Raw genomic sequence first — 20,335 nt, 5'->3', positions numbered from 1 at the left:
TAGACTAGCTCGCTATCGATGTATAAAATTATCCTGCTATCTAGCTAATAAAATAGTTAGATAGCAGGATAGTAATCTATTTAGCTATTATACAGTTATGGAAAAACGGGCAACCATGCCAGGTCCATCATTTGTGACCTGGGGTTTTGCTATCGCAAGCTCGATTAGTGACCCAGAGGGAAAGTTACCGAACGTTACAATTTCCTTTACGCATTCGATGAATTCATAGTCTTGTTGGTAAGCGCTTGTAAGAAAGCGCTCGTCGTCGGTCAACCACGCAAAAATAGGAATAGTCTCGTCATTCGTTATATCAGAAAGTACTCCTTTATTGCTCCCCTCCCCTATTGTGGCCCATAGAAGATAGAGCTGCGTTGCTTCCCCCTTAAGAGCCGGGTTGAGAATCGTTGTTCGCGCGGGAACAAACTGGTACGCGTTTCCATAGAGCGGGACGCGTACCGGAAGGCGGCTAGCCATTCTTACGCAGTTCCTTCTTGACGCTTTCCTGAATCCATTGGCTCACGAGGCTTTTGATGTTCACATCTTCGCCTGAATACTTCTTTTCGAAGACGATCCTATCAATGTCACGCTTAAGACTTACAGGAATACGAATGTTCATTTGGGTGAGCTCTTCTTCAACGGGAGCTACTTCAACCTTCTTTTCCTGCTTGGCTCTTTTTTTGGCAACGGGGACCGATGCCTCTTTGGCCTGCTTTGCCGGGGCCTGGGCGGCTGGCTCTTCTGCCTCTACTGCGCGTCTAGGTTTTGGCGCAAATTTGCTCGAGAGCATGTCGGCCTTTGCAGCAAGTTCAGGTTTCAGGTCTCCCATCAGAATCTTGTTGGGGTCGGTTCCGGTCCTGCTCATTTACTTCTCGCTCTCTTGCTCTTTGGCGCTTTCGTTATGAAGGAATTCAGCGACAAATGCACGATAGTCGGCAATGGCTGCTGATTGTTTCGGTGCGTCAAAGAGGTCAACCGATTCCATCTGGCATTCCATAACGGCTACTGACTGTCGAATGAAGGTGTCATAAACGGGCGCTTCGAAGTATGCGCTGAATTTCTCGGTAACTTCTCGCATAACTTTCATTGCATTGAAGCGAGGGTTGAAACGCGTAAGCAGGATGCCAATTACCTTTGCTTCAGGGTTCAATTTTTTGCTGACCATAGCAAGGGTTTCGGCAAGATCGTTCATACCTTTTGTTGAAAAAGCGCCCGTATCGGTCGTGACGATGATGCCGCCATCGGATGCTACGAATGCATTGATTGACAATGTTGAGAGGTTTGGCGGCGTATCGATAAGGATGAAGTCGTACTCATCTTTAACCGATTTCAAAGCATCGCGCATATGCTCATAACGATCAATTGCGTTAGCGAGCTCAGTTTCTGATGCAAACAAGTCGTTATCTGCAGGCATCAAATCGTAATGCTTCGTCTCGTAAATTGCCTCAGAAGCTTCGCAGCGGTTTGTGATAACTTCGTAAGTAGTGTTTTGACCATCGGTGTTAAAACCAGCCCAATCGGAAATATTTCCTTGGGGGTCCATGTCTACAACAAGAACTTTGCATCCAAGTTCATTCAGGCCAGACGCAAGCGCGCCTACTGTCGTTGTTTTTGAGCAGCCACCTTTTCGGTTTGCTACGGAGTATGTTTTACCCATTCTGTACCTTCTACCTGGAATTACTAAATTCGTATCAATCTATCTGAATATCATTTTAGCACGATATTCAGATACCCTGCTATTTCACTAACAAAATATCTAAGTATCGTAATAGCCTAATAGAGCGCTAGCAAACTATTAGGCTAAACAGCTAAATAAATAACAACATAGGAAAATAATGAGATATCAAAATAACGAAATAACCTTATAGTGAACTAACCATGTAGCGAACTATGCAGATAATTGAATAGTCAAATATCTGAATAACAAAATAGCAAACTAATCAAATAGCAGGATAGTAGGCTATTTAAATAGAAAACTTCTTAAATATCAGGATAGCTATCTAGCAAAATACACAGCTAATGAGATAGCCAGATAGTGAGATAGTTAGGTATAAAGTGATGATGCTAGTCAGATAATCAGCTACTCAAATAGACAGATAACAAGATAGCTACATATCAAGCTTGCTAATTTGTTGGATAGCATGATATTCAGATAATAGGCTAACTAAATATCTATATAGCGGTATAGGAAAGTAGTCTCATAGCAAGATACTTATGTAGGAAGCTATTGTGCGTGTCTAATCGCATTGAAGTTTCAGCCAATTTGATTGGTTGAGGAGTACGAGTCTTTACTCGCGTTGAACAAAGATAGCAAGATAGCGCGCTATTGAAATAGCCTACTAGTACAGTAGCTCAATCTGGGTCGGTGCGATCTTCGATTGACTGAACAATGATTCCGGTTGCCTCTATATGCATTCCCCCATGGCTCGCACTCCCCTACCCTGCGTCCGAAGAGGATGCGCAGGCTTATACGTCCAGGGAGCTTGAGAGCGCTGCATACATCCCCGCTCTTCTCGCATCTTTTTGAAGTGCCACTCGCTCGTACAGCTTTGGATTAGAAGGAACCTCTAGCGTCCTTTCGTATTTAGGGAATCTCGAAGCGAGTTCCCTCCCCTGCCCTCCTGTATTCATTCCTAAGTGGCCCATAACTTCTTTCTTTTGTTGTCAGTGGAGTTACGTTCGTTCATTCGATTGTTTACTGGGCTTGTGCTTCAGTGATCTACGTAGATTGACGAGGCTCGTTATGGGCGGGAGGACTGTCTGACGGAGGGATTTGATCTGCAGCAATGAAACACGAGCTGTTCAGATTCTTGTTATGAACGAATCGCAGCCGAGGCTTTTGCATAGAGAAATAGAAGTATTGGTAGCGGAATATCAAACTAGCTAAGTAGCTACATAGCTACATAGCCAAATAGTCAGTAGACATCATACGTCAACGAGATAATTTATGCTGCGATAATTCATCGATAAGAGTGTGGCTTATTGTTCTGAACAGGCAAAACCTAAGAAGGAGAATTGATAGGTAACTAGATAGATAGACGGCTATCAAAATAGCACACTATTGATAATGATTAACAGCGTGAAGGGTGCTTGGTAAGAAGTAAAGAGACAGCGAGGCAACGAGGACGCAGCGGGGATGACGAAAGCGCAATGAGGACGCGGCGGGTAGGGAAGAGGCGCGGTACGCCGAAATAAAATGGCGCTAAAAGCCGCCTCAGAAAGGAACCGCGCCAACCTCTGAGATGAACTCTGGGCCAAGGACGCATCCTGCTGGCGGTGATAGAGGCGAGGCCGTGGATCGGAATGGTTGTAGGGCATTCTCATGGGAAAGGACTAAGTGCAAGGGGTAGGAGGGTGCATGGCCAAATTTGGCCTTGAGAGCGGAAATAAAGCCCTGTATTGAGAAAAATAGTATAAGTACCCGATTTGGGTTTAAATCATGTCACAGAAGGCCTCTCAGGCGGATAGTTTTTTAGTCACCATTGCTCCTTTTCGCGCGATGGGAAGAATTCGCTCAGCTTTCAAGCCTTGGGCTCGTGTAGAGACTCATTGATCTTGGCATGTTGGCTTTGGGGCGAATCGGAGAATGTTGGCCGCAATTGGATGTGATTAAGGTCGAAGGGTGCGACGTGCCGAAAGCCAGGGTCGGTGTGTTTGTGGCAAGGCCAGTGGGTTTGTCTCTCGTTTCCAAAAAAAATGCTCCGCATTGCAGCGTATCCCCTCCTCGCGACCTTTCGATTTAATCGTCGCCTCACCGGACGTGGCGTTCAGCGGACGAGAACTTTGTATTATGGCGACCTTTCAATTGAAATTTGCCTAGATTGCGACGCGTCATTTGGCTTCGATATTGATATGGGGTCTTGGGGATATTGGAATCTCATTGAAAGCATTGGTTTCGGTATGCGAAGGGGGGGGTGAAGTGAAAGGCGCTGAAGATGGTGAGCTGTTTTAAGGAACGGATGAGCAGTCGGGTGTTGGAATCTCGTTCTTGTTGTACTCCCGGTGTTTCTTCTGCGGCTCGCCGGCGGAACAGCAATGCATGAATTCATGCTCGACTCCTCAAGCAATTGACGCTTATGCAATCGGTCGATCGCTAAGGCGTACAGCTCTGGAGGGGGTCTGGGCAATTTTGATATGGATAATTCTGCTATGTCGCATGTGAAATTTTGAGGGGGCGGTGTAGTAGCGCGCTGGATATGACAGAATATGACAAGTGAAGAAGCCTAGGGAACTGCGTGATTATCGGGTGTGCTGAAAGTAATTCGACCGTTGAAACGAACCTGGCGCATGGCGAAGAGCGCATGCCTCGAGTGCCGATACGAGCTTGGGGCTAAGGTTGAATAGTTGGGCTGGAAAGTGAGCATGGAATTCAATCAATGAATAGCTCAGTATATTTCGAGGTTGCAGTTGAAAATAGGGATAGGGGCAATAAAAAGATGAGTTTGAGATAGGGTTCATTGACTAAGCTGCGCAGAAGAATTCTGGAAAAGCGATAGGTAATTGAGCTGAATGCAACGATGGGGCTCTGTGGTCAACATGCGGTTCATCGTGTCATTTTGGGGCGCTCGTGGGGCGCGACAGAACAATCGAAGCGGAGAATGAGGGGAAGGGGATTAGCTGCGACGCCGCTGACGGATGCGAACAAAGAAGAAAAATGGCCCACGAATCAAGTAATGCTATTGAATTAAAGGGCCCAAATTGACAAATAATCATGTAAATGAACTAACAGGCATAATATTAATGTTTACAACGTAAAGAACTCACGAGAGAAATCATGTGTGATAGGAAATATAGATGCTACGTCGCATGGGAATGAAATCGGATTTCGACATGGCGTTCGCATGATTCGATGCTTGGCGTGAAGGGCTGCGATAAGGCGGCGAGCCAAGGATTGCGTACTCCTCATCTTCATATCGAAAGGGGAGCAGGCGAAATCAAAGGGCGAAGAAAAGCATCGGAAAGATGCAAGAAGAAGAAAGCACACGAGGGATATTTGATCAATCATGGTCTTGGCACGAATGTTTAGAGGGGGTAATAAATCGTACTAATTAAAGAGGATTTAAGTAAACTTTCAAATGAAAAAGCCTCGAGCTGGCCTCACGTAAAGGAATCAAGAGCATCAAGAAGCAAGTTTTCTTGATGCGCAAGATGACCATAGGGAAAAGCATTGGGAAGGAAGGGAAAGGGAGAGGGGAGCGCATCGGGCTTGGGGCAAGGTGCCTTGGCTCTGGTATATGAAAAAGCGAGAAACATATTAGGGGCAAAGATTGCAGGAGGGGTTGCAATTATCATGTAAAACTGTAAAATTCCCCGCAGAGGCAGAAGTGGGGATGGTAGTTCTCATATTCGCTAACCCTGAGAGGGACTTTCCACACTCATTGAGGAAGTGGAATGACGCGCGATTCTATGGCTTCGGGAGTATTCGCGCGAAGGTGATTCGTCCTTATGGGTTCTAAGAAAATGCAATAGATTACGCGGATAGAACACTCGAAAAATATGGAGCAGATGAGGCGCTTTGCATGCCAATTGCCAATAGAAAAAGCCCGCAGAGGGCGTGGATTGGATGGCTCGGAGGGCGCACGAGTTCGTCCTGCAATACGGGATTGTTCCTTGCCCCTGCAAAGAAATTGCAGTGCTTCCTGCAAGGAAAAAAAGCGAAGGTTATTGACCCGCCCTCTATGAGCATATGTTTGCTCGAGTGCGGCGTGAAAGGTGGATTTCTTGGGTGTCGGTGGCCAGGTTTGAGGCTTTCCATGGATGGGCATGATGTCACTATGCGGGAGCTTGTACGCTTCATGAAATGCAACCCTTGAAACGATGAGATGCGCCGTTCGGGATGAGCCTTTGGAGTGAGCCTTTGGAGTGAACCGGAGGAACGTAACCTATGGAATGCAATCAACGGAATGCGGCTTATGGGGCGAAACCAATGAGAAGCAACCAATGGGATACCCCCGCACGTTCTCGCCTTTTGCATACCTTCGTATTCCCTCAAGCTTCTACGCCAACAACGCGCCCGCCAATTCGGCAATAAGCCTGTAATAACTGCAGAGTAGTAAGCTAGCAGAATAGCGAGATAGCAAAGTAGTCGGATAGTATGATAGTAGAATATCTCGCTAATGCATTAGCAAGCAAGAAGACCCTGCGTGTTTGCGCGCGAGAAATTGCATAACCCAAAATCAGACGCGTGTCCGCGAGCGGGCGTCCTCAATTGGCCGTAAGGCGATTCCCGCCCTCATCGCTTCCTCTTACGATGAAGATGGCTGCGTGTGAGGTTTCGTTTAGGGAGGTGCCTGCAATGTATTCTGCAATCCTCAAAGGCAAAGCGGCAGCTTGGTTTCGCTCCGCGCCCAAGCGCTCCTGGTTCGCGGGCGTACTAATCCTGGCGCTCTGCGTGCCGGCGATTTCTGCGTGCAGCGCTGGCGGTAACGGCGAGGGCGAAGCAGGCGGCACCGCAACGGGGAAGGGTTCCTCGGCACCCGTCGAATTCGAATACGGAAATGAGGTCGAGCATTGGAATGTGACCTTGTCCGACCGTTCGCGTGATTCGTTTGACGAGGCGGCATACAACGCGGCACTTCAAGAATTCCGGGCGGCGATAGAGGGCGACGACGCGTTGGCTCTTTTGGGCGCCTACGACGAACTTGAGCGCCTTTTCGCCGACCTGTCGAGCGATCGCGCGCTTGCGAATTTCGACCAAGCGTGCGCCGGCTTTGACGAGACTGCCGCAAGCGCGTATGCGGCAAAGCAGGCGGCGTATGACATCCATTATCAAGAGTGTGCGCATGCATTCATGGATGCGTTGGAATCGAAGCACGGCGAGACTTTCAGGGCTCATATTGGCGAGGGGTTCTCGAGCGTCCTGGGCAATTCGAGCGCGGCGTCTTCAGAAAGCGCTACGTTGCGAGCGAAGCGCGACGATCTGGCGGGTCAATATAGCGCGCTCGTGGCGCAAGATGCGAGCGACGCCGAGCTCAAGCGTCTCTATGTGGAGCTCGTCAATGCAAACAATGCCTGGGCGCGAAGCCTGGGATACGAGAACTACGTCGAGTACGTGTTCGCTACGGAATATGGGCGCGATTACACGATGGCCGAAATTGAAGCGGCGCAAGATGAGGTAGCGAGCGAATTCGTGCCGGTGTATCAGAGCTATGTGGCCAACGTTATGGGCGACGATATTGATGGTGCTTTCGATGCTCTCGACGAAAGCGAAGAGCCGCTTATGGCGAACGCGCGGGCCTGCGTGGCGTGCGTTTCGCCTGCGCTTGAGGAGGCGTTTGACCACCTTGTCGACAACGGCCTGTATGACATATCGGCGTCGGAGGCTAAGATTCGCAACAGCTACACTGCGGAAATGGCGGCGTATAACGATGGCTGCATTTTCGTGAATCCCGATTCCGAAGTGGCGGATTGCGCGGCGATCGTGCACGAGTTCGGCCATTTCAATCACATGTATCGGGTGCGCGCGAATGCGTTTATGCCCAATACCGTTGTCGATGTGCAGGAAATGATGTCGCAGGGCCTGGAACTTCTGTGCTACGACCATTACGACGTGCTTTGCCCTGGGTATGGCGATGCGCTTCGAGAATACGTGCTGTTCGACAAGCTAGTTGCGGTACGCGAGGGGTTTGCCATAAACGAAGCGGAGACGCGCGTCTATTGCGAGCCCGATTTGACGGTCGATAAGGTCGATGCCATTTGGACTGAGGTGTACGAGAAGTACTCGTGGCCGGCGGACGAGAATGAATGGCTTTCGATGTCGCACCTGTTCACCTCGCCGTTTTACTACGCCGCGTACGGCACTTCTGCGCTTGCCGCGCTCGATTTGCTTGCGGAATCGCGCAGCGACTATGCCTCGGCCGTTGGTACGTATCTGCGTTTGAGCGAGCTTGCGCCCGAAACGACGTATTGCCAGGCGCTTCGAGAGGCGGGATTGCCCAATTATCTCGAAAAAGGCCAGGTAGCGGCGTTCTCGATTCGACTTGCGAACGCGCTTGGGATGTAAGGCTTCAGGGGTGTAGGGGCCTGTGACGCATACGATGCGAGCATGCGCGCTGACGCTTCTTGTGATGGCACGCGATGCCCGGGCTTTCGTGGCGGCCGTCCATTTCGTGGTGGCTGTCCAACAAGGGCCACGTGCGCCAGTGCTCGGTTTCTCGTCCATACGAGTGTGTGGCGCGATGTGCCTTCACGCGGGTCGTGGGGTGGGGTGGAGACGTGCATGCTCGTGGACTCGATGCCTCCGAGTATCGCGTTGCACGCGAGGTGGGGCAGCATGCAAAGGCCCGATTTAAAGGCTCGATTTCGCATCTTGAAAAATCGAAGGCCCGCATCTTAAACTATCCCACAATGGGAGAGTCGGACGGCGCGTCCTTGCGATGGATGGGAGATGCATGAAAGAAGAGCTGCTCTCGATTGGCGAATTCGCGAAACTACGCGGCGTTTCGGTGAAATCGCTTCGCTATTACGAGCGCGTCGGCGCGCTTAAGCCTGCTTATGTGAATGCGGAATCGGGATATCGGTATTACTCCATCAATCAGATTTCCGATTTAGACATGGTGATAACGTTTATTGAGCTGGGCGTTCCGCTGAAAGAAATCGCCTCGACCGCAGATTTGGGCTACGGGCAAAGCGAGCTTATCGAGAAGGGGCGCGCGCTGGCGAGGGAGCGCATCCGCCGTGCCGAGGCGCAACTTCTGCAGCTTGATCGGTATGCCGACGAGATCGCCGAGTCGCAACGATTCCAATCGAAGAAGCGCTATGAGCGCGAATTCGGCGAGCGTCTTGTGCTGTGCGCGCCGCTTGGCGGTGATTTTGATATGCGCCGCTACGCTCGAGTGACGAGCGCGATATACGAAGCCGCGCCGAGCATGCGGCTTGTCCCCCTGTATACGGAAGGGGTTGCGCGCGGCTTGGGCGAGCCTTTCTTGGGTGTTTCGTTGGGGGAAGAAGATGGGCTTGCCGCATACGTGCAGGTGGAGATGCTGCCGAGCTATCCCTTCGATGCCGAGGTCGCAGCGCGCGTTGCGCTGGAGAAGGGCATGACGCTCGTGCGCCTTCCCGCTGGCCGATATTCGTGCGATCGCGTGCGTTCGGCGGATTTTTCCGAATGCTTTCAGCTCGGATTGGACAAAATTGACGCCGCGAGTGGCCCCGTGTTGCTCGCAGACCAGTGGGAGCCCGCTTCGACGCCTCATACGTTCGTGCTCGAGGCGCAGGCGTTCGTTGGCTGATTGCCGGCGCTTGGGGCATTGCTGCATAGTTGAGCGCGTAGCCGGGCGGTGAATCTCGTGTTCCGAAGAGGGCGAACCGTAAGGGAGATTAAGTGCTTGTTTATGCGTTATCGCAGATGAAATGCTTAATCGTTAGGTTGAATAGTAAGCTATCGAGATAGCGAGATAGCAGCATAGCTAAATAGCATAAAGAAAAGAAAGCCGCCGATGGAAGGGCTTCATCGGCGGCAACTGCGTTAGAATCCAAGGCATTATTCGGAAAACGAAAGGGCGGGCGTGCGAGGCGACCATCGAATCATATTGGGCATCGACCCCGGCCTGGCCAATACTGGCTGGGGCATCGTCGAGCAGAACGGGTCGCGGCTTCGATGCCTCGCGTACGGCTGCGTGTCAACGCCTGCATCGATGGAGCTTTCGCAGCGCCTACTGAAAATCGCACAGCAAATAGGGGCCGTGGTCGACCGCTTCAAGCCCACGTGCGTTGGCATCGAAACCGTGTGGTTCGGGCAAAACATCACGGCGGCGTTTTCCACGGGGCAGGCTCGTGGTGCGGCGCTCGTGGCGTGCGCGCAGGGCGGGCTTATGGTTGGCGAATTCACGCCGCGCCAGATCAAGCTCGCGGTAGTGGGCGAGGGCACCGCCGAAAAAGACCAGGTCCAGTACATGGTGAAGCAGATTTTGGGCTTGGACGACGTGCCCCATCCCGACCATGCTGCCGACGCGCTCGCTGCTGCGATTTGCTATGTGACCCATGGGCCGCGCGCCCAGCGTACGTAGGTTGCGGCGTATTTGTTTGAGCTCGAGAAAGGGCCGTTTATGAGTGTTCTGTTTTTGGAATATCCGAAATGTTCCACCTGCAAAAAAGCCAAAAAATGGCTTGATGAGCATGGCGTGGAATATGTCGATCGCGACATCACGACCGAAAACCCCACGGCGACCGAGCTTGCCGAATGGCATGCGCGTTCGGGGTTGCCGCTGCGACGCCTCTTCAACACGTCCGGCATGAAGTATCGCGAGCTTGGCATTAAGGCGAAGCTCGACGCCGGCATGACCGACGCCGAGTGTTTCGATGTGCTCGCGACCGATGGCATGCTCGTGAAGCGTCCGCTGTTCGTGGGTGACGATTTCGTGATCCCCGGTTTTAAGGAAGAGACGTGGGCCGAGGCGCTCGGGCTCGATCGCTAGACGCCTGGTTTGGCAAGAGTATCGTTTCAGGTTGGTGACGTCCGGCGGTTTGATTGAGTGTTTCCGAATGGCAGGCTTGCTGACCTGCGTCGTGAAACGCTCGCGCGTTGTGGCGAATGCGTTCGCGCGTGTCACACGAAATCGATTTCGATGAAATAATCGAACGGGACGCTTCCCTGTGCATAGTTGCGTAGAATGGGCTCAACGAAACGGCGCGGCGAAAGGGAGCAGGTGCATGATTACTGTTGAGACGATTCGAGAGCGCCATTCCGTGCGCGAATATGACGGAAAGCCTCTTGCGCGGGTCGAGTTCGACGCGCTTGGTGCCGTGGTGGAGGAGTGCGCGCGCGAAAGCGGCCTTGATATTCAACTTGTGGGCGACAACCCCGAGGTTTTCAACGTGATTGCGCGTTTCGGTTTGATTCGCGGGTGCCGCACGCATGTCGCATTCGTGGTTGATGACGCCAAGGCGCGCGGCGTGGCCGCCGACGAGGCCATTGGCTATTGGGGCCAGAAAATCGTGCTTGCTGCGCAAGATATGGGGCTCAATACGTGCTGGTGCGCGCTGTGCTCGCGCAAGAAATCGCACGCCGTTGTGGCGCCGGGGAAGAAAATTCGCCTGATTATTGCGGTGGGCCACGGGAAAACGCAAGGCTTTTCACGGAAGACGAAGAGCGCCGAGGCGCTTTCTTCCGTCGAATGCGCGAAGGCGCCGGCGTGGTTTGCGGCGGCCATGGAAGCCGCGCAGCTGGCGCCTACGGCGATGAACAACCAGAACTTCAAGATCACGCTACTCTCCGACGGGAAAACCGTTCGCATCGAGGCGCCGCAAAGCGGGCTCAACGCGATTGACCAGGGTATCGTGAGACGCAACTTCGAAATTGCCGCGAACGAGTCTGGCACCGATTGGCATTGGGAACGTGATATGTAGGAAGCAGCGGGCACCTCTTTTGAAAAGACGGGCCTGCTTCAAGGTGCCGTGGGGCTTGGTTATTGCCGATTGTGATCGTGAGACAATTGAGTGGGAATGGCCCGACAACTCGTTTTAGCGAAGAGGCAATCATAGTGGTTACCGCCGAACAGGCGGGCGAAAAGACCGTCAAGGCGATGGCCGTCCTCATGGAGGCGCGTATCGGCTACATCTGCGCCAGCGTCAAAATGTAGGCGGAGTACTGGGGCGGGAAGATTGACGACTTGGTGGAAGACGTCGAGAACGAGCGGAAACGCGGAGATCGAAGATAGGCGACTTGCTTTTCGACTCAGTCCATTGTGGGCGGCGCAGAAGCTGGGAGGGTTCTTTGCGCCGCCCGAGAAGAGGGCCTAGAACGTGGACGGGAGCTCGCTCAGGGCGACGCTCACTTCAGCGCACCCGAAGGTATCCGCCACGTAGTTCGCAGCGTGCTCGCCCGCTATGCGGCCGCCGGTCCACAGCCAGCCTTGAGCGACGCCGCCGAAGCCGCAGTAGTGACGGTTCGGGTTGTGGATGACGCCGAGGCTGTCGTTACCGATGGCGTAGAGTCCGTCGATGGGCGTGGTGTGGTCATCCTTCAGGACGCGCATCGATGCGTCCACATCGAGGCCGCCGCATGTGCCGAATGTGGCGTTGTGCAGCTCGATCGCGTAGAACGGCGCACTGCCAAGCTTCTGCAGGAACTCGGGGGCTTTGCCGAATTCCGCGTCGGACCCCGTCTCGGCACCTTTGTTGTAGGCGTCTACGGTCGCTTTCAGAGCGGCGGCGTCGATGCCTATCATGCCCGCCAGCTCCTCGACGGAATCCGCCTTGAATGCGACCCCGTCTTCGACGGCGAAGTCCATCGCCTCGTAGACCTCGGGAACCGGCGTCTCTTTGGGAAGGGTGCCCTGGTTGTTATACCCGTCCCAGGTCGTGGTCGCGAACCCCTCGGCCGCGAGCTTCGAAAGAATCTCGTCAGAAACGATTGAGTAGTACTTCGCGCCGCCGCGCCAATGCGGGAAGGAATCCTCGTCGACGCTCTGCGAGAAGGCGATGTAGCTCGCCTCGTCCATGAAACGCTTTCCTTCCAAGTTGACGGAGATGGCCATCTTGTTGTAGGCGCAGCCAAGCGGCACGTTGTTCAGCGACCATACCTCTTTCCTGCCGGTGCGGCTCTGCAGATGGTCGTCAAACTCGTTGAAGGGATACCTCTCGATCCAGTGGTCGGTTCCGCAGTGCATCGTGATTGGAGGCATGCCCATGTTGAACGTTCCCGCACCGGCGTCGAGCGCCGCCTGCACCATGAGCCCCGTGTCCATGCCTGTTCCGACGGTCTTGTAAAGTCCGTGGTATGGCTCGTCAAGCAGGGCGTTCATCATTGCGGTGTTCGTCGAGAAGCCGCCCGTGTTCATGATGACCGATTTCGCCTTGATGACGTACTCTTGGCCGGTAATGACGTTGCGGGCCTTGGCTCCCGTCACTTTGTCGCCTTCGACTATGATTTCGTAGCCCTCGGTCTCGAGCATGAGCTTCGCGCCCTGGGCGACCGCTTGGTCGATGAGTTGGCGCTGGTATTTCCCAACAAGCTTGCGACGGTCTTCGTAGCTGCCGGCGTCCGCCCTGCTCGTGCATACTGAGTTGAAGCCTGTCAGGCCGCCGGACAATGCGGTTCCGGCGCCCTTGCTGACCGTGCCGAAACGCCAACCGTGCGCATACATCCAGTCCACGGTTTCTCCCGACTGGTCGACCATGACGTCGATGCACTCCTGCTTCCCGAGCATCTGCCCGTCGGTCGTGCAGAACTGCGTCCAGCGCGAGCGGAAGTCTTCTTTGTCGATGTATTCCTGGCCGTTGTTGTGGGTTTTCATGTACTCAGGCGGGTTGACGGCGAGGGTCTCGTGCGTCAAAGCCGACTTGCCGCCGATTTTGCCCGCGCGGTCTATGGCGATCAGGCTGACGAGCTTCTTCCCGTTGCGTTCCTGAAGCTTCTCGCAGGCGTTCAGCGTGGCGATGCACCCGCCGGTGCCCAGACCCACGACCAACACGTCCGCCTCGAGCTCTTCGGCAGGGGCGTCGGATTTCACCGCAAGGTCCACCTTCTGGTCGAACTTGCCCACGGCGCTCGGGTCGACTTCATTGGCCTCGAACGCCTGCCTCAGCGCAGCGCGCGCGGCAGCGCGGATGCCGGCGCAGCTTTGCGTCGCGCCAGAGACCACGTCCACGTTTAGGGACTGGTTCTCGATGATGCGCGGGATGAACTTCTCCTTCGCGCACTGCAGGATGACCTCGGTATCGCCGTGCTCGAAGCGGTCTTCTGGGGTCTCGATTTTCAGGATGGCGTCCTCATTGACGGTGACGGTCACGGGAAGGTCCTTAATCCTCCAGTAGCCGCTCTTGGCCGTTGCAGTGTAGCTGCCCGGCTTCATTTTCTGGACTTTTAGTCCATCGCCCTTCATGGCAGCGCCGTAGGCTGCGCTGGCAGCCGCAAGGACAGCCGAAGAGGTGGTTGTCGCGCCGGAGATGCCGTCCACGAACACGCTTCCGGACTCCAGCATTGCCTGTTCAAGCAAGGGGATTGCGCGCCCACCCTTTTGCGGCGTTTCCAAATCACCGGAAATGCTCACCTCGGTTACGGTTCCCTCTTTGGGGTCGGCGACAAGATCGACGGTCACTTCTCCGCCGTAGCCTTTTGCCGTTGCAGACGCTTTACCCTTGCCTTTCGCCTCGGTGCTTTGGGAGCCGGAAGCGCAGCCGACCAGCGATGCGGCTCCGTTCGCTAGCGCACCGGCGCCAATGATGCCGATGGATGCTCCCTTCAGGAAACTGCGACGCGATACACCTTCTGACGATTTGCTCATTTTGACCCTCCTTGATTCGCTTGCACACCGTCAAATTCGATGCGCAAAGGCCTAACCGTCAAAGAGGATGCTAATGGGTCTTATTGCCGACGTATTCAACCGGGTGAGGCGAAATCGTATCTAACCCAAATTGGTCGAGATACGTGATCAGGCGTTTTGCCAAACGGGCGCTTCTAAATCATCTTGATGAGTTCCTGCTGGTCGTGCACACCGAGCTTTTGGTAAACGTGCATGATATGCGTATGCACGGTGTTTTGTGAAATGCAGAGCTCCTCAGCGATTGTTGCGCGATTCTTCCCCCTGACCAAAAGCAGGAGCACATCGATTTCGCGAGAAGTGAGTTTTCGCTCACGAGCGAGGTTGAGCAATGCTTTGATTGAGGAATCCGCGGTGCTCTCGTTTGTTTGAACGACCTGAGATGCATTGACTCTGTAGAGCGGGTCGAAAAATGTCTTTTCCGAGAGCATCCATAGCAACGTGACGATGGAGAGCATCGTGAGCGCGGAAACAAACCCCGTCCAATTCGAAGCATCGGGACCGACCATTGATAAAACCGAAAGAGACAGAAGCGACCCAATGAAAGAGCCGATATTACGCGCAGCCACGATTCCGCCGAAAGCGGCTGCCGCAGACACCGAGAGGGCACCGATGAAGTCAATGACGAGGACCCAAATCAGGATTTCAAACAGTTTGTTGCTGAAGCAAAGCAAGAAATGGGCCGCATCGCCGAGATAGCGAGCGTCTATAAGAAGTAGGAACAGTCCCGCCGCAGTCAGGGGTAACACGAACTTCGAGAGTTCGATGGACGCTAGCGTGCCTTTCGCGAGGAAAAGAGCGAGCAAGATGCCCACTGCGGCGAAATTGGCCAGATGCCTTATGAAGTGGTCATTCGGTGCAGACGCTGCGCACAACGTAATGGCACTGACATGGACAACGCAGTAGAGCGCACTCGCGAATACGATTCGGCGAAATACCTTTCGTGCGTTTCGACCTTTCTTGCCCATTGAGGAATCGGCCTCGGGAGAAAGCGCGCCGATATGCGTCCATCCATCGTCATGCCCCAGCTTTCGGTTGCGTTCTTTCGCCATGCGCTCGAGGAAGGCCATGCCGACGAACAGGCTGAGCGCCGTTGCGAAGAACGCTTCGGGCGGGAGAATCGCACTTGTAAAGATTCCGCAGACCGAAGTAAGCAGGATTGCCAACAAGAAATTGCAGTAGACGGCGTCTTTTGCCAATCGAAGGAAATAAAGCGACCACTTCACTTCGAAAAAACCGCCCGAAAGACCCGCAAGAGCGAAGCCCGCCAGCAAAACCTCGTTATTTCCCGACACTGCGGCGAATGCAACGCAAGACGAGCCGATTAGCCCGCACGCAGCCATGCAGTCGGGTACCAATTCTTCGAGAAGCCGGGTTCGGCATGCTTTTTGCAGAAAGAAGAAGGTTGCCGCTGATGCGGAGATGGCTAAATACAGCGTCCATAGCGGAAGATTGGCAAGAGCATCCGATGAGACAGCGGACTGTGCCTGGAAGCTCCGGGCGAAGGCCATGTGTTCTAGAATCCAAGCACGATACAGGCCGTATCCAAGCAGCTCCCATTGAAGTAACCCCATCAGCGGTCGCACTTTTTGCGTAACGAGCCCCAATTTATCTTTGTCGCCTCCTGTTTCTGGTTGCTGATTGTAACAAACCCAACAAAATCAAGAGTGGAGTTTTCGCTTTCGGCTCGTGCCAAGAGGCCACAACCAGGACGGAGCCAATTCCTCGATTAGTGTAAGCAATAACGCCTTGGTATGGCGGACGGCAAGACAGAAAAGAAGAATTCTTGGCTCAACTCGGGATCCTTCAGGGGTTTTCTTGGCTCGTGGTGCGAATGGACGTCAGTTTCCTGGGCGTCCCTCTGGGGATCCTCCGATTTTGTCAACTAAATCTTCGTCCGAAGGCCCCGCGTGCCGACAATGTTAATGCCGGCCCGCATGACGGGGCCGAATTCGCCCCTATGCGCCTTGACGAGCCCGCACCTCGCGCATGGCCTTGACCCAAGAAGGCCCGGAAATTTTTTAGCAGCCCGTTCTCGCGCTCGAGCTCCCCGGCCTTCTTCCTGGGCCTCGCGATCTCGCAGTCCTTGTTGGCCTTGGGGCTTCCGTTGCCGGGAAAGGCGGCATCGCCCATCTCCCCGTATTCCTGGGCCCAGCGTCTGAGCGCGGAATCCTTGGCCCCGAGCTCCTTTGCGAGGTCGACGGCTCTCATCTCCCCGCTCGGCACCACCCGGGCGGCCGCGACCTTGAGCCGCTTGTCGTAGCGCGGAACGCGGGCTGCAGGGAGGTTCCGGGCCAAAACTGGACACCTCGTTTGCGTTTCCCCGGGGCGCCGAAACAAAGTGTCCGGTTTTGGCTCGACGATCGGGGTGGCATCTACCTAGCTGTTTGCTGTATGGGCGAAGGCCGAAGCCGTTGGCGCCGTTATGGTTTACAATGCATTGCGTCATGGGGGATCGCGCGGCGGTCCCGAAGGGGAATTCGAAAGCAAGGCGCATGGGTCAGGACGAATCGAGAGGGTCGTGGTTTGCGGAGCGCAAAAGACCGCTTGCGTTTGCCATGTCCCTAACCCTTTACTGGTCGCTGTTCGTCCTGTTCGTGTTTCCTCCGGAACTGTTCCCCGAAGCTCCTGCGGCTCTTGCTACTTGCGCCCAGACCGGTGTTGTCGCGTTCGTGTTCGTCCTAGGGGCTGTGGTGGCGCTTGCGCAGTCCGGACGCGGAGAACGGCGTTCCGCTTTGCTCGTTGCGGCCGGGCGACGCTATACCGTCGCTGTGTCTCTGGTGCTTCTAGCTGCCGTGGTGGGCGCTCTTCTGGCTTTCAGGCTGTCCGATCAGCCTGCGCCTTCAGTGTTCTTCTGGCTGTATCCGCTGGCCATGGGCTTTTACGCGTTCTCGCTTTCCCTTCGCTTGGCTTCTGCGGCGCAAACGTACCTGTACAACCGGCTTGCGATGCTGGTTGCCGGATCCCTGCTGCTTTCTTTTCTTGTGGGGATCGCCCTTCCTGCCGTCGGGTCGGCTTTGGGCCTTGTGCAGACCGACTCCAATTTCCTGATGCTCATGGCTTCGGGGGTGGTGGCGCTTCTCTTCCCGATCGAGCGCGAAGGGGAGGGGTCCCGCAGCGCGGAGGAGGGGATGCAGCCCGCCGCCGAAGACATCAAGCCGTCCTTCCGCACCAGTGGGTTGCTGCTCCTTATCCTGTGGGGCTATCTACTGGGAAGCGGCGTGTTCCTGGGGATTCACTGGGCTCCGGTCAACGGGGTGTGGACCTTTGATGGGTGGATTCACTGCGCCATCGGGTTCGTGCTGTTCGGCGGAGTGGCCCTTTGCGTGCTGCTGCGACGTCGCGGCGGCGACCCTGTTCCGTGGACTGCTTTCCTGCTGCTGTGCATCGCCTCGCTTTACTGCGCCGCCTTGTTCTATCCGGCGCTTGCCGCAGCATGCGTGGAGGTCGTCCTGCCTAGTCGGCCTTTGGCGATGGTCCTGCTGTGGCTGGCGTCTGTCTGGTGGTCGCGCGACCGGGGGATAGACGCCCGCTGGGCTGTGGCGACGATGGTTCTTCCGGGCATTTTCCTTGTGGCCTTCATGGCTGAGGCCGTGGGGTTCGCCAATTTCTCCTCGGATGATGCGGCGTTTCTGGCTCGCGGAATCGTGTTGCTCACGGCCTTTGCCATCACGATTGGCATGGTGCGGTGGGCAAGCGTGCGCAGCTGTCATGGCTCCGAGCGCCCATCGGTTGCGCCCGCTCAGCCCTGCGGCCAGGAGTCGGTTCCTGCCGATTCGCCGGCCGTGTTCGGGAGGTTGGCCGCGGCGCACGACCTTACCGCCCGGGAGTCGCAGGTCATGGCGCTTCTGTCCGAAGGCCATACGCAGAGGCGCATCGCCGAGCTCATGCAGGTGTCCATCAACAGCGTGCGCACCTACGCCAAAGGGCTGTATGCGAAGCTGGGCATTCACTCGCGCCAAGAGCTCATCGACCTCGTGAACGAGGAAGGGAAAGGGGAGGCCCCGTCGCATCGGAGGGGTTGATGCGGCGGGGCCTGGTCGAGTCTGCGTTTGCGGGTCGGCCGCTCGCTATCGGACGGTTGCTACCACACGGTGATGGCTGTGGCGCATGCGGGGCTGTCCCATGCGTATCCGCCGTCCTCGCCGACGAAGCGGTCGGCCAGGTTGTCGAAGGACTCCGTCTTGCTTGGCTTCATCGCGTCTCCCGTAAGGGCGTGGAGAACGGTGTAGCGTCCCGATGTGAACATGCTGGCGTTGGAGAAGCCTCCGGGCATGTTCCAGTTGATGCCGCCGCAGGGGTTTCCTGCCTGGATTCCTGCAGCGTACAGGCCGGGAATGGGTGCCTTGTCGTTGTCGACGACTCGGTAGAAGCCGTCCACCATGACGCCAGCGTTGATGCCCGACATGCCCACGTCTCCCTTGATGCAGTAGAAGGGCGGCGTGTCCATGGCCACCAGATGGTCGCCTGGCACGCCGAAGTCGTCGTCGCGGCCCTGGGCGCACATCTCGTTGTAGCGCTCGATGGCCGCAACGCCGGTTTCCACGGGAATGCCTGCTGTCTCGCACAGCTCCTCTAGCGTGTTGCCCGAAACGACGATTTCCGGATCCATCCAGGCTGAACCCTGGCCCGCCAGGAATACCGGCGGGATGCCCAGGCTGCTGGGGTAGAACGTATCCGTTTTGGAGTCGAAGAGGCGGTAGTGGATGCCTCGGCCTTCCGGCTTGTAGGTCTGCGCCATGGCGATGTTGAGGCTCGACATGGGGATAGTCTCGTTGCAGAACCGGTTTCCCTCGAAATCCAAGGCCAGGAACGGGAAAAACATAAAGGGACCGATATAGTTGGTGTGGATCTGGCGGGCATGGCCGAGGGGAGCCATGCGACCGCCTGCCAGGATGCCCAGGATGTGGCCATCGCCCGTGTGGTTTTCCAGCACGAAGGGAAACATGGTGGCATCGTTGAGATTGCGGTCGACCATGGAGTCGTTATTCATGTAGTCGCCGGCTGCCAGGATGACGCCCTTGGTGGCGTTCAGCTTGATGTAACTGCCGTCCTCGCGCTTGCCGATGGCGCCGGTCACCGTTCCGTCCGCCTCCTGGACCAGCTGGACGCAGGGGGTGGAATAGTAGAAGTCGGCACCTTGGGCTTCGGCTCGCTTGGCCAGGGCGACCATGAGATCCTGGTTGGACGCCTGAGTGGCGTCGCAAACGGCGACCAGGCCACCGTCGTCATAGGCGATGGACGACGAGGTGGCGAAGGCGACGGGATCGATACCCTCCTCGATACCGCGGGCGATGACCCAGGGCACGGCCTCCTCGGCGTATTCCACGTAATAGTCGAACAGCTCGTTGTTCACTCGCCAGTCGTTGAGCCGCGACCAATCGGACCTCCAGCGTCGGATGCCTGCCAAGTTCGACTTGTCCTTCACCACGAAGGACACGCCGTTGCCGTTGGCGGCTACGGTGGGTTCCTTCTGCAGGCAGGCCACCGTAGCGCCCTCTTCGACGGCGGTCAGCACGGCGGGAACGCCTGCGCATCCGGCGCCGACGACTACGATATCGTAGGTGGCTTCCTCGGAGAACTCGGTAATGGATTGCCGCTCCACCACGCTGTACTTGAAGTCCTCTGCGCGCAAGTCGGCGGGGAGCGTCTCCGTGCTGTCGACGGCGTCGGCTTTCGGGGCGTTCTGCCCGCTGCCTGCGGGAGCGCATGCTGCCAGCCCCATGAAGGTTGCCCCGGCTGCTGCCAGAGCGCTACCCTTCAGGAAGCTCCTTCGGTTCATGTCCGTCATTTCTCCTCCTTGTGAAGACGGTGGTTGCCAAACAGTGCGAAGTATGGGCGTCGAAGAGGGTTTCGTCTTCACAACAAACGAGGAGAAATGCCTGATGACCGTTCACATAAAATGAGGATGGACAAGAAGGTGGGTGCGACAACTGAACGGAACGACGGGGGCGTATCCTATTGTACGAGCTTGTGCACGTTCGACGGCTTGGCGCCTTGCTGAGAAGCAATGCCTCGCTACCCCTCCTCCCATTCTCGAAGAGCAAAAAACGCAAAAAAGGGCTCTTCGATAGTTT

Annotated in this window: 13 protein-coding genes; 6 read left to right on the top strand and 7 right to left on the bottom strand. The window is 55.4% G+C overall.

Features of this window, described 5'->3' with window-relative positions; translation table 11 throughout:
• Positions 1–87: 87 nt before the first annotated feature.
• The 3 genes from Q0D41_RS04380 to Q0D41_RS04370 are packed head-to-tail and all read right to left on the bottom strand — an operon-like array spanning position 88 to position 1,654.
• Positions 88–474 (bottom strand): hypothetical protein, encoded by a 387-nt coding sequence (locus Q0D41_RS04380; protein WP_294375755.1) that lies wholly within the window; start codon positions 472–474, stop codon positions 88–90.
• On the bottom strand, positions 467–862 hold the full coding sequence (locus Q0D41_RS04375; protein WP_294375750.1) for a hypothetical protein: 396 nt from the start codon (positions 860–862) through the stop codon (positions 467–469). The genes Q0D41_RS04380 and Q0D41_RS04375 overlap by 8 nt, the downstream gene beginning before the upstream one ends.
• Positions 863–1,654, bottom strand: coding sequence for a ParA family protein (locus Q0D41_RS04370; protein ID WP_294375747.1), 792 nt, complete (start codon positions 1,652–1,654; stop codon positions 863–865). It lies immediately after the preceding gene.
• 4,638 nt (positions 1,655–6,292) lie between these two features.
• On the opposite strand from Q0D41_RS04370, the gene Q0D41_RS04365 reads away from it, so the two are divergent.
• From Q0D41_RS04365 to Q0D41_RS04345, 5 genes are all read left to right on the top strand, one after another.
• The gene (locus tag Q0D41_RS04365) at positions 6,293–7,999 is read left to right on the top strand and encodes a hypothetical protein (protein ID WP_294375744.1); all 1,707 of its coding nucleotides are present in this window, start codon (positions 6,293–6,295) and stop codon (positions 7,997–7,999) included.
• Positions 8,000–8,387: 388 nt separating this feature from the next.
• Positions 8,388–9,227 carry a MerR family transcriptional regulator gene (locus Q0D41_RS04360; RefSeq protein ID WP_294375742.1) on the top strand — a complete coding sequence of 280 codons (840 nt, stop codon included), beginning with the start codon at positions 8,388–8,390 and terminating at the stop codon, positions 9,225–9,227.
• Between the two features lie 276 nt (positions 9,228–9,503).
• Positions 9,504–10,004: a crossover junction endodeoxyribonuclease RuvC gene (ruvC, locus tag Q0D41_RS04355; RefSeq protein WP_294375740.1), complete on the top strand. Its 501-nt coding sequence runs from the start codon at positions 9,504–9,506 to the stop codon at positions 10,002–10,004.
• Positions 10,005–10,043: 39 nt separating this feature from the next.
• Positions 10,044–10,412 (top strand): arsenate reductase family protein, encoded by a 369-nt coding sequence (locus tag Q0D41_RS04350; protein WP_294375738.1) that lies wholly within the window; start codon positions 10,044–10,046, stop codon positions 10,410–10,412.
• 235 nt (positions 10,413–10,647) lie between these two features.
• Positions 10,648–11,343 (top strand): nitroreductase family protein, encoded by a 696-nt coding sequence (locus Q0D41_RS04345; protein ID WP_294375736.1) that lies wholly within the window; start codon positions 10,648–10,650, stop codon positions 11,341–11,343.
• Between the two features lie 389 nt (positions 11,344–11,732).
• Here Q0D41_RS04345 and Q0D41_RS04340 read toward each other — a convergent pair whose 3' ends face one another.
• From Q0D41_RS04340 to Q0D41_RS10060, 3 genes are all read right to left on the bottom strand, one after another.
• Entirely contained in the window at positions 11,733–14,222 is a 2,490-nt protein-coding gene (locus tag Q0D41_RS04340) for an FAD-binding protein (protein WP_294375734.1), read from the bottom strand.
• Between the two features lie 173 nt (positions 14,223–14,395).
• The gene (locus Q0D41_RS04335; protein ID WP_294375731.1) at positions 14,396–15,601 is read right to left on the bottom strand and encodes a response regulator transcription factor; all 1,206 of its coding nucleotides are present in this window, start codon (positions 15,599–15,601) and stop codon (positions 14,396–14,398) included.
• A gap of 538 nt (positions 15,602–16,139) precedes the next feature.
• A complete protein-coding gene (locus Q0D41_RS10060; protein WP_367113807.1) occupies positions 16,140–16,556 on the bottom strand; it encodes a transposase in 417 nt (138 codons plus the stop codon).
• Between the two features lie 197 nt (positions 16,557–16,753).
• On the opposite strand from Q0D41_RS10060, the gene Q0D41_RS04330 reads away from it, so the two are divergent.
• Entirely contained in the window at positions 16,754–18,283 is a 1,530-nt protein-coding gene (locus Q0D41_RS04330) for a helix-turn-helix transcriptional regulator (protein ID WP_294375728.1), read from the top strand.
• Positions 18,284–18,342: 59 nt separating this feature from the next.
• Here Q0D41_RS04330 and Q0D41_RS04325 read toward each other — a convergent pair whose 3' ends face one another.
• Positions 18,343–20,049, bottom strand: coding sequence for an FAD-dependent oxidoreductase (locus Q0D41_RS04325; protein ID WP_294375726.1), 1,707 nt, complete (start codon positions 20,047–20,049; stop codon positions 18,343–18,345).
• Between the last annotated feature and the right edge of the window lie 286 nt (positions 20,050–20,335).

This window comes from uncultured Slackia sp., assembly GCF_934630525.1.
GTDB lineage: Bacteria > Actinomycetota > Coriobacteriia > Coriobacteriales > Eggerthellaceae > Slackia.
The sequence above is the reverse complement of the archived record's forward strand: the minus strand, read 5'-3'. Positions and strand labels throughout refer to the sequence as shown.

What these genes read in the sequence shown, in the direction of transcription:
- Q0D41_RS04365 (WP_294375744.1), top strand. Translation starts at nt 6,293, where the DNA reads ATGTATTCTGCAATCCTCAAAGGCAAAGCGGCAGCTTGGTTTCGCTCC.
- Q0D41_RS04370 (WP_294375747.1), bottom strand. Translation starts at nt 1,654, where the DNA reads ATGGGTAAAACATACTCCGTAGCAAACCGAAAAGGTGGCTGCTCAAAA.
- Q0D41_RS04375 (WP_294375750.1), bottom strand. Translation starts at nt 862, where the DNA reads ATGAGCAGGACCGGAACCGACCCCAACAAGATTCTGATGGGAGACCTG.
- Q0D41_RS04340 (WP_294375734.1), bottom strand. Translation starts at nt 14,222, where the DNA reads ATGAGCAAATCGTCAGAAGGTGTATCGCGTCGCAGTTTCCTGAAGGGA.
- Q0D41_RS04325 (WP_294375726.1), bottom strand. Translation starts at nt 20,049, where the DNA reads ATGACGGACATGAACCGAAGGAGCTTCCTGAAGGGTAGCGCTCTGGCA.
- Q0D41_RS04380 (WP_294375755.1), bottom strand. Translation starts at nt 474, where the DNA reads ATGGCTAGCCGCCTTCCGGTACGCGTCCCGCTCTATGGAAACGCGTAC.
- Q0D41_RS04335 (WP_294375731.1), bottom strand. Translation starts at nt 15,601, where the DNA reads ATGGCTGCGTGCGGGCTAATCGGCTCGTCTTGCGTTGCATTCGCCGCA.
- Q0D41_RS04350 (WP_294375738.1), top strand. Translation starts at nt 10,044, where the DNA reads ATGAGTGTTCTGTTTTTGGAATATCCGAAATGTTCCACCTGCAAAAAA.
- Q0D41_RS04360 (WP_294375742.1), top strand. Translation starts at nt 8,388, where the DNA reads ATGAAAGAAGAGCTGCTCTCGATTGGCGAATTCGCGAAACTACGCGGC.
- Q0D41_RS04330 (WP_294375728.1), top strand. Translation starts at nt 16,754, where the DNA reads ATGGGTCAGGACGAATCGAGAGGGTCGTGGTTTGCGGAGCGCAAAAGA.
- Q0D41_RS04345 (WP_294375736.1), top strand. Translation starts at nt 10,648, where the DNA reads ATGATTACTGTTGAGACGATTCGAGAGCGCCATTCCGTGCGCGAATAT.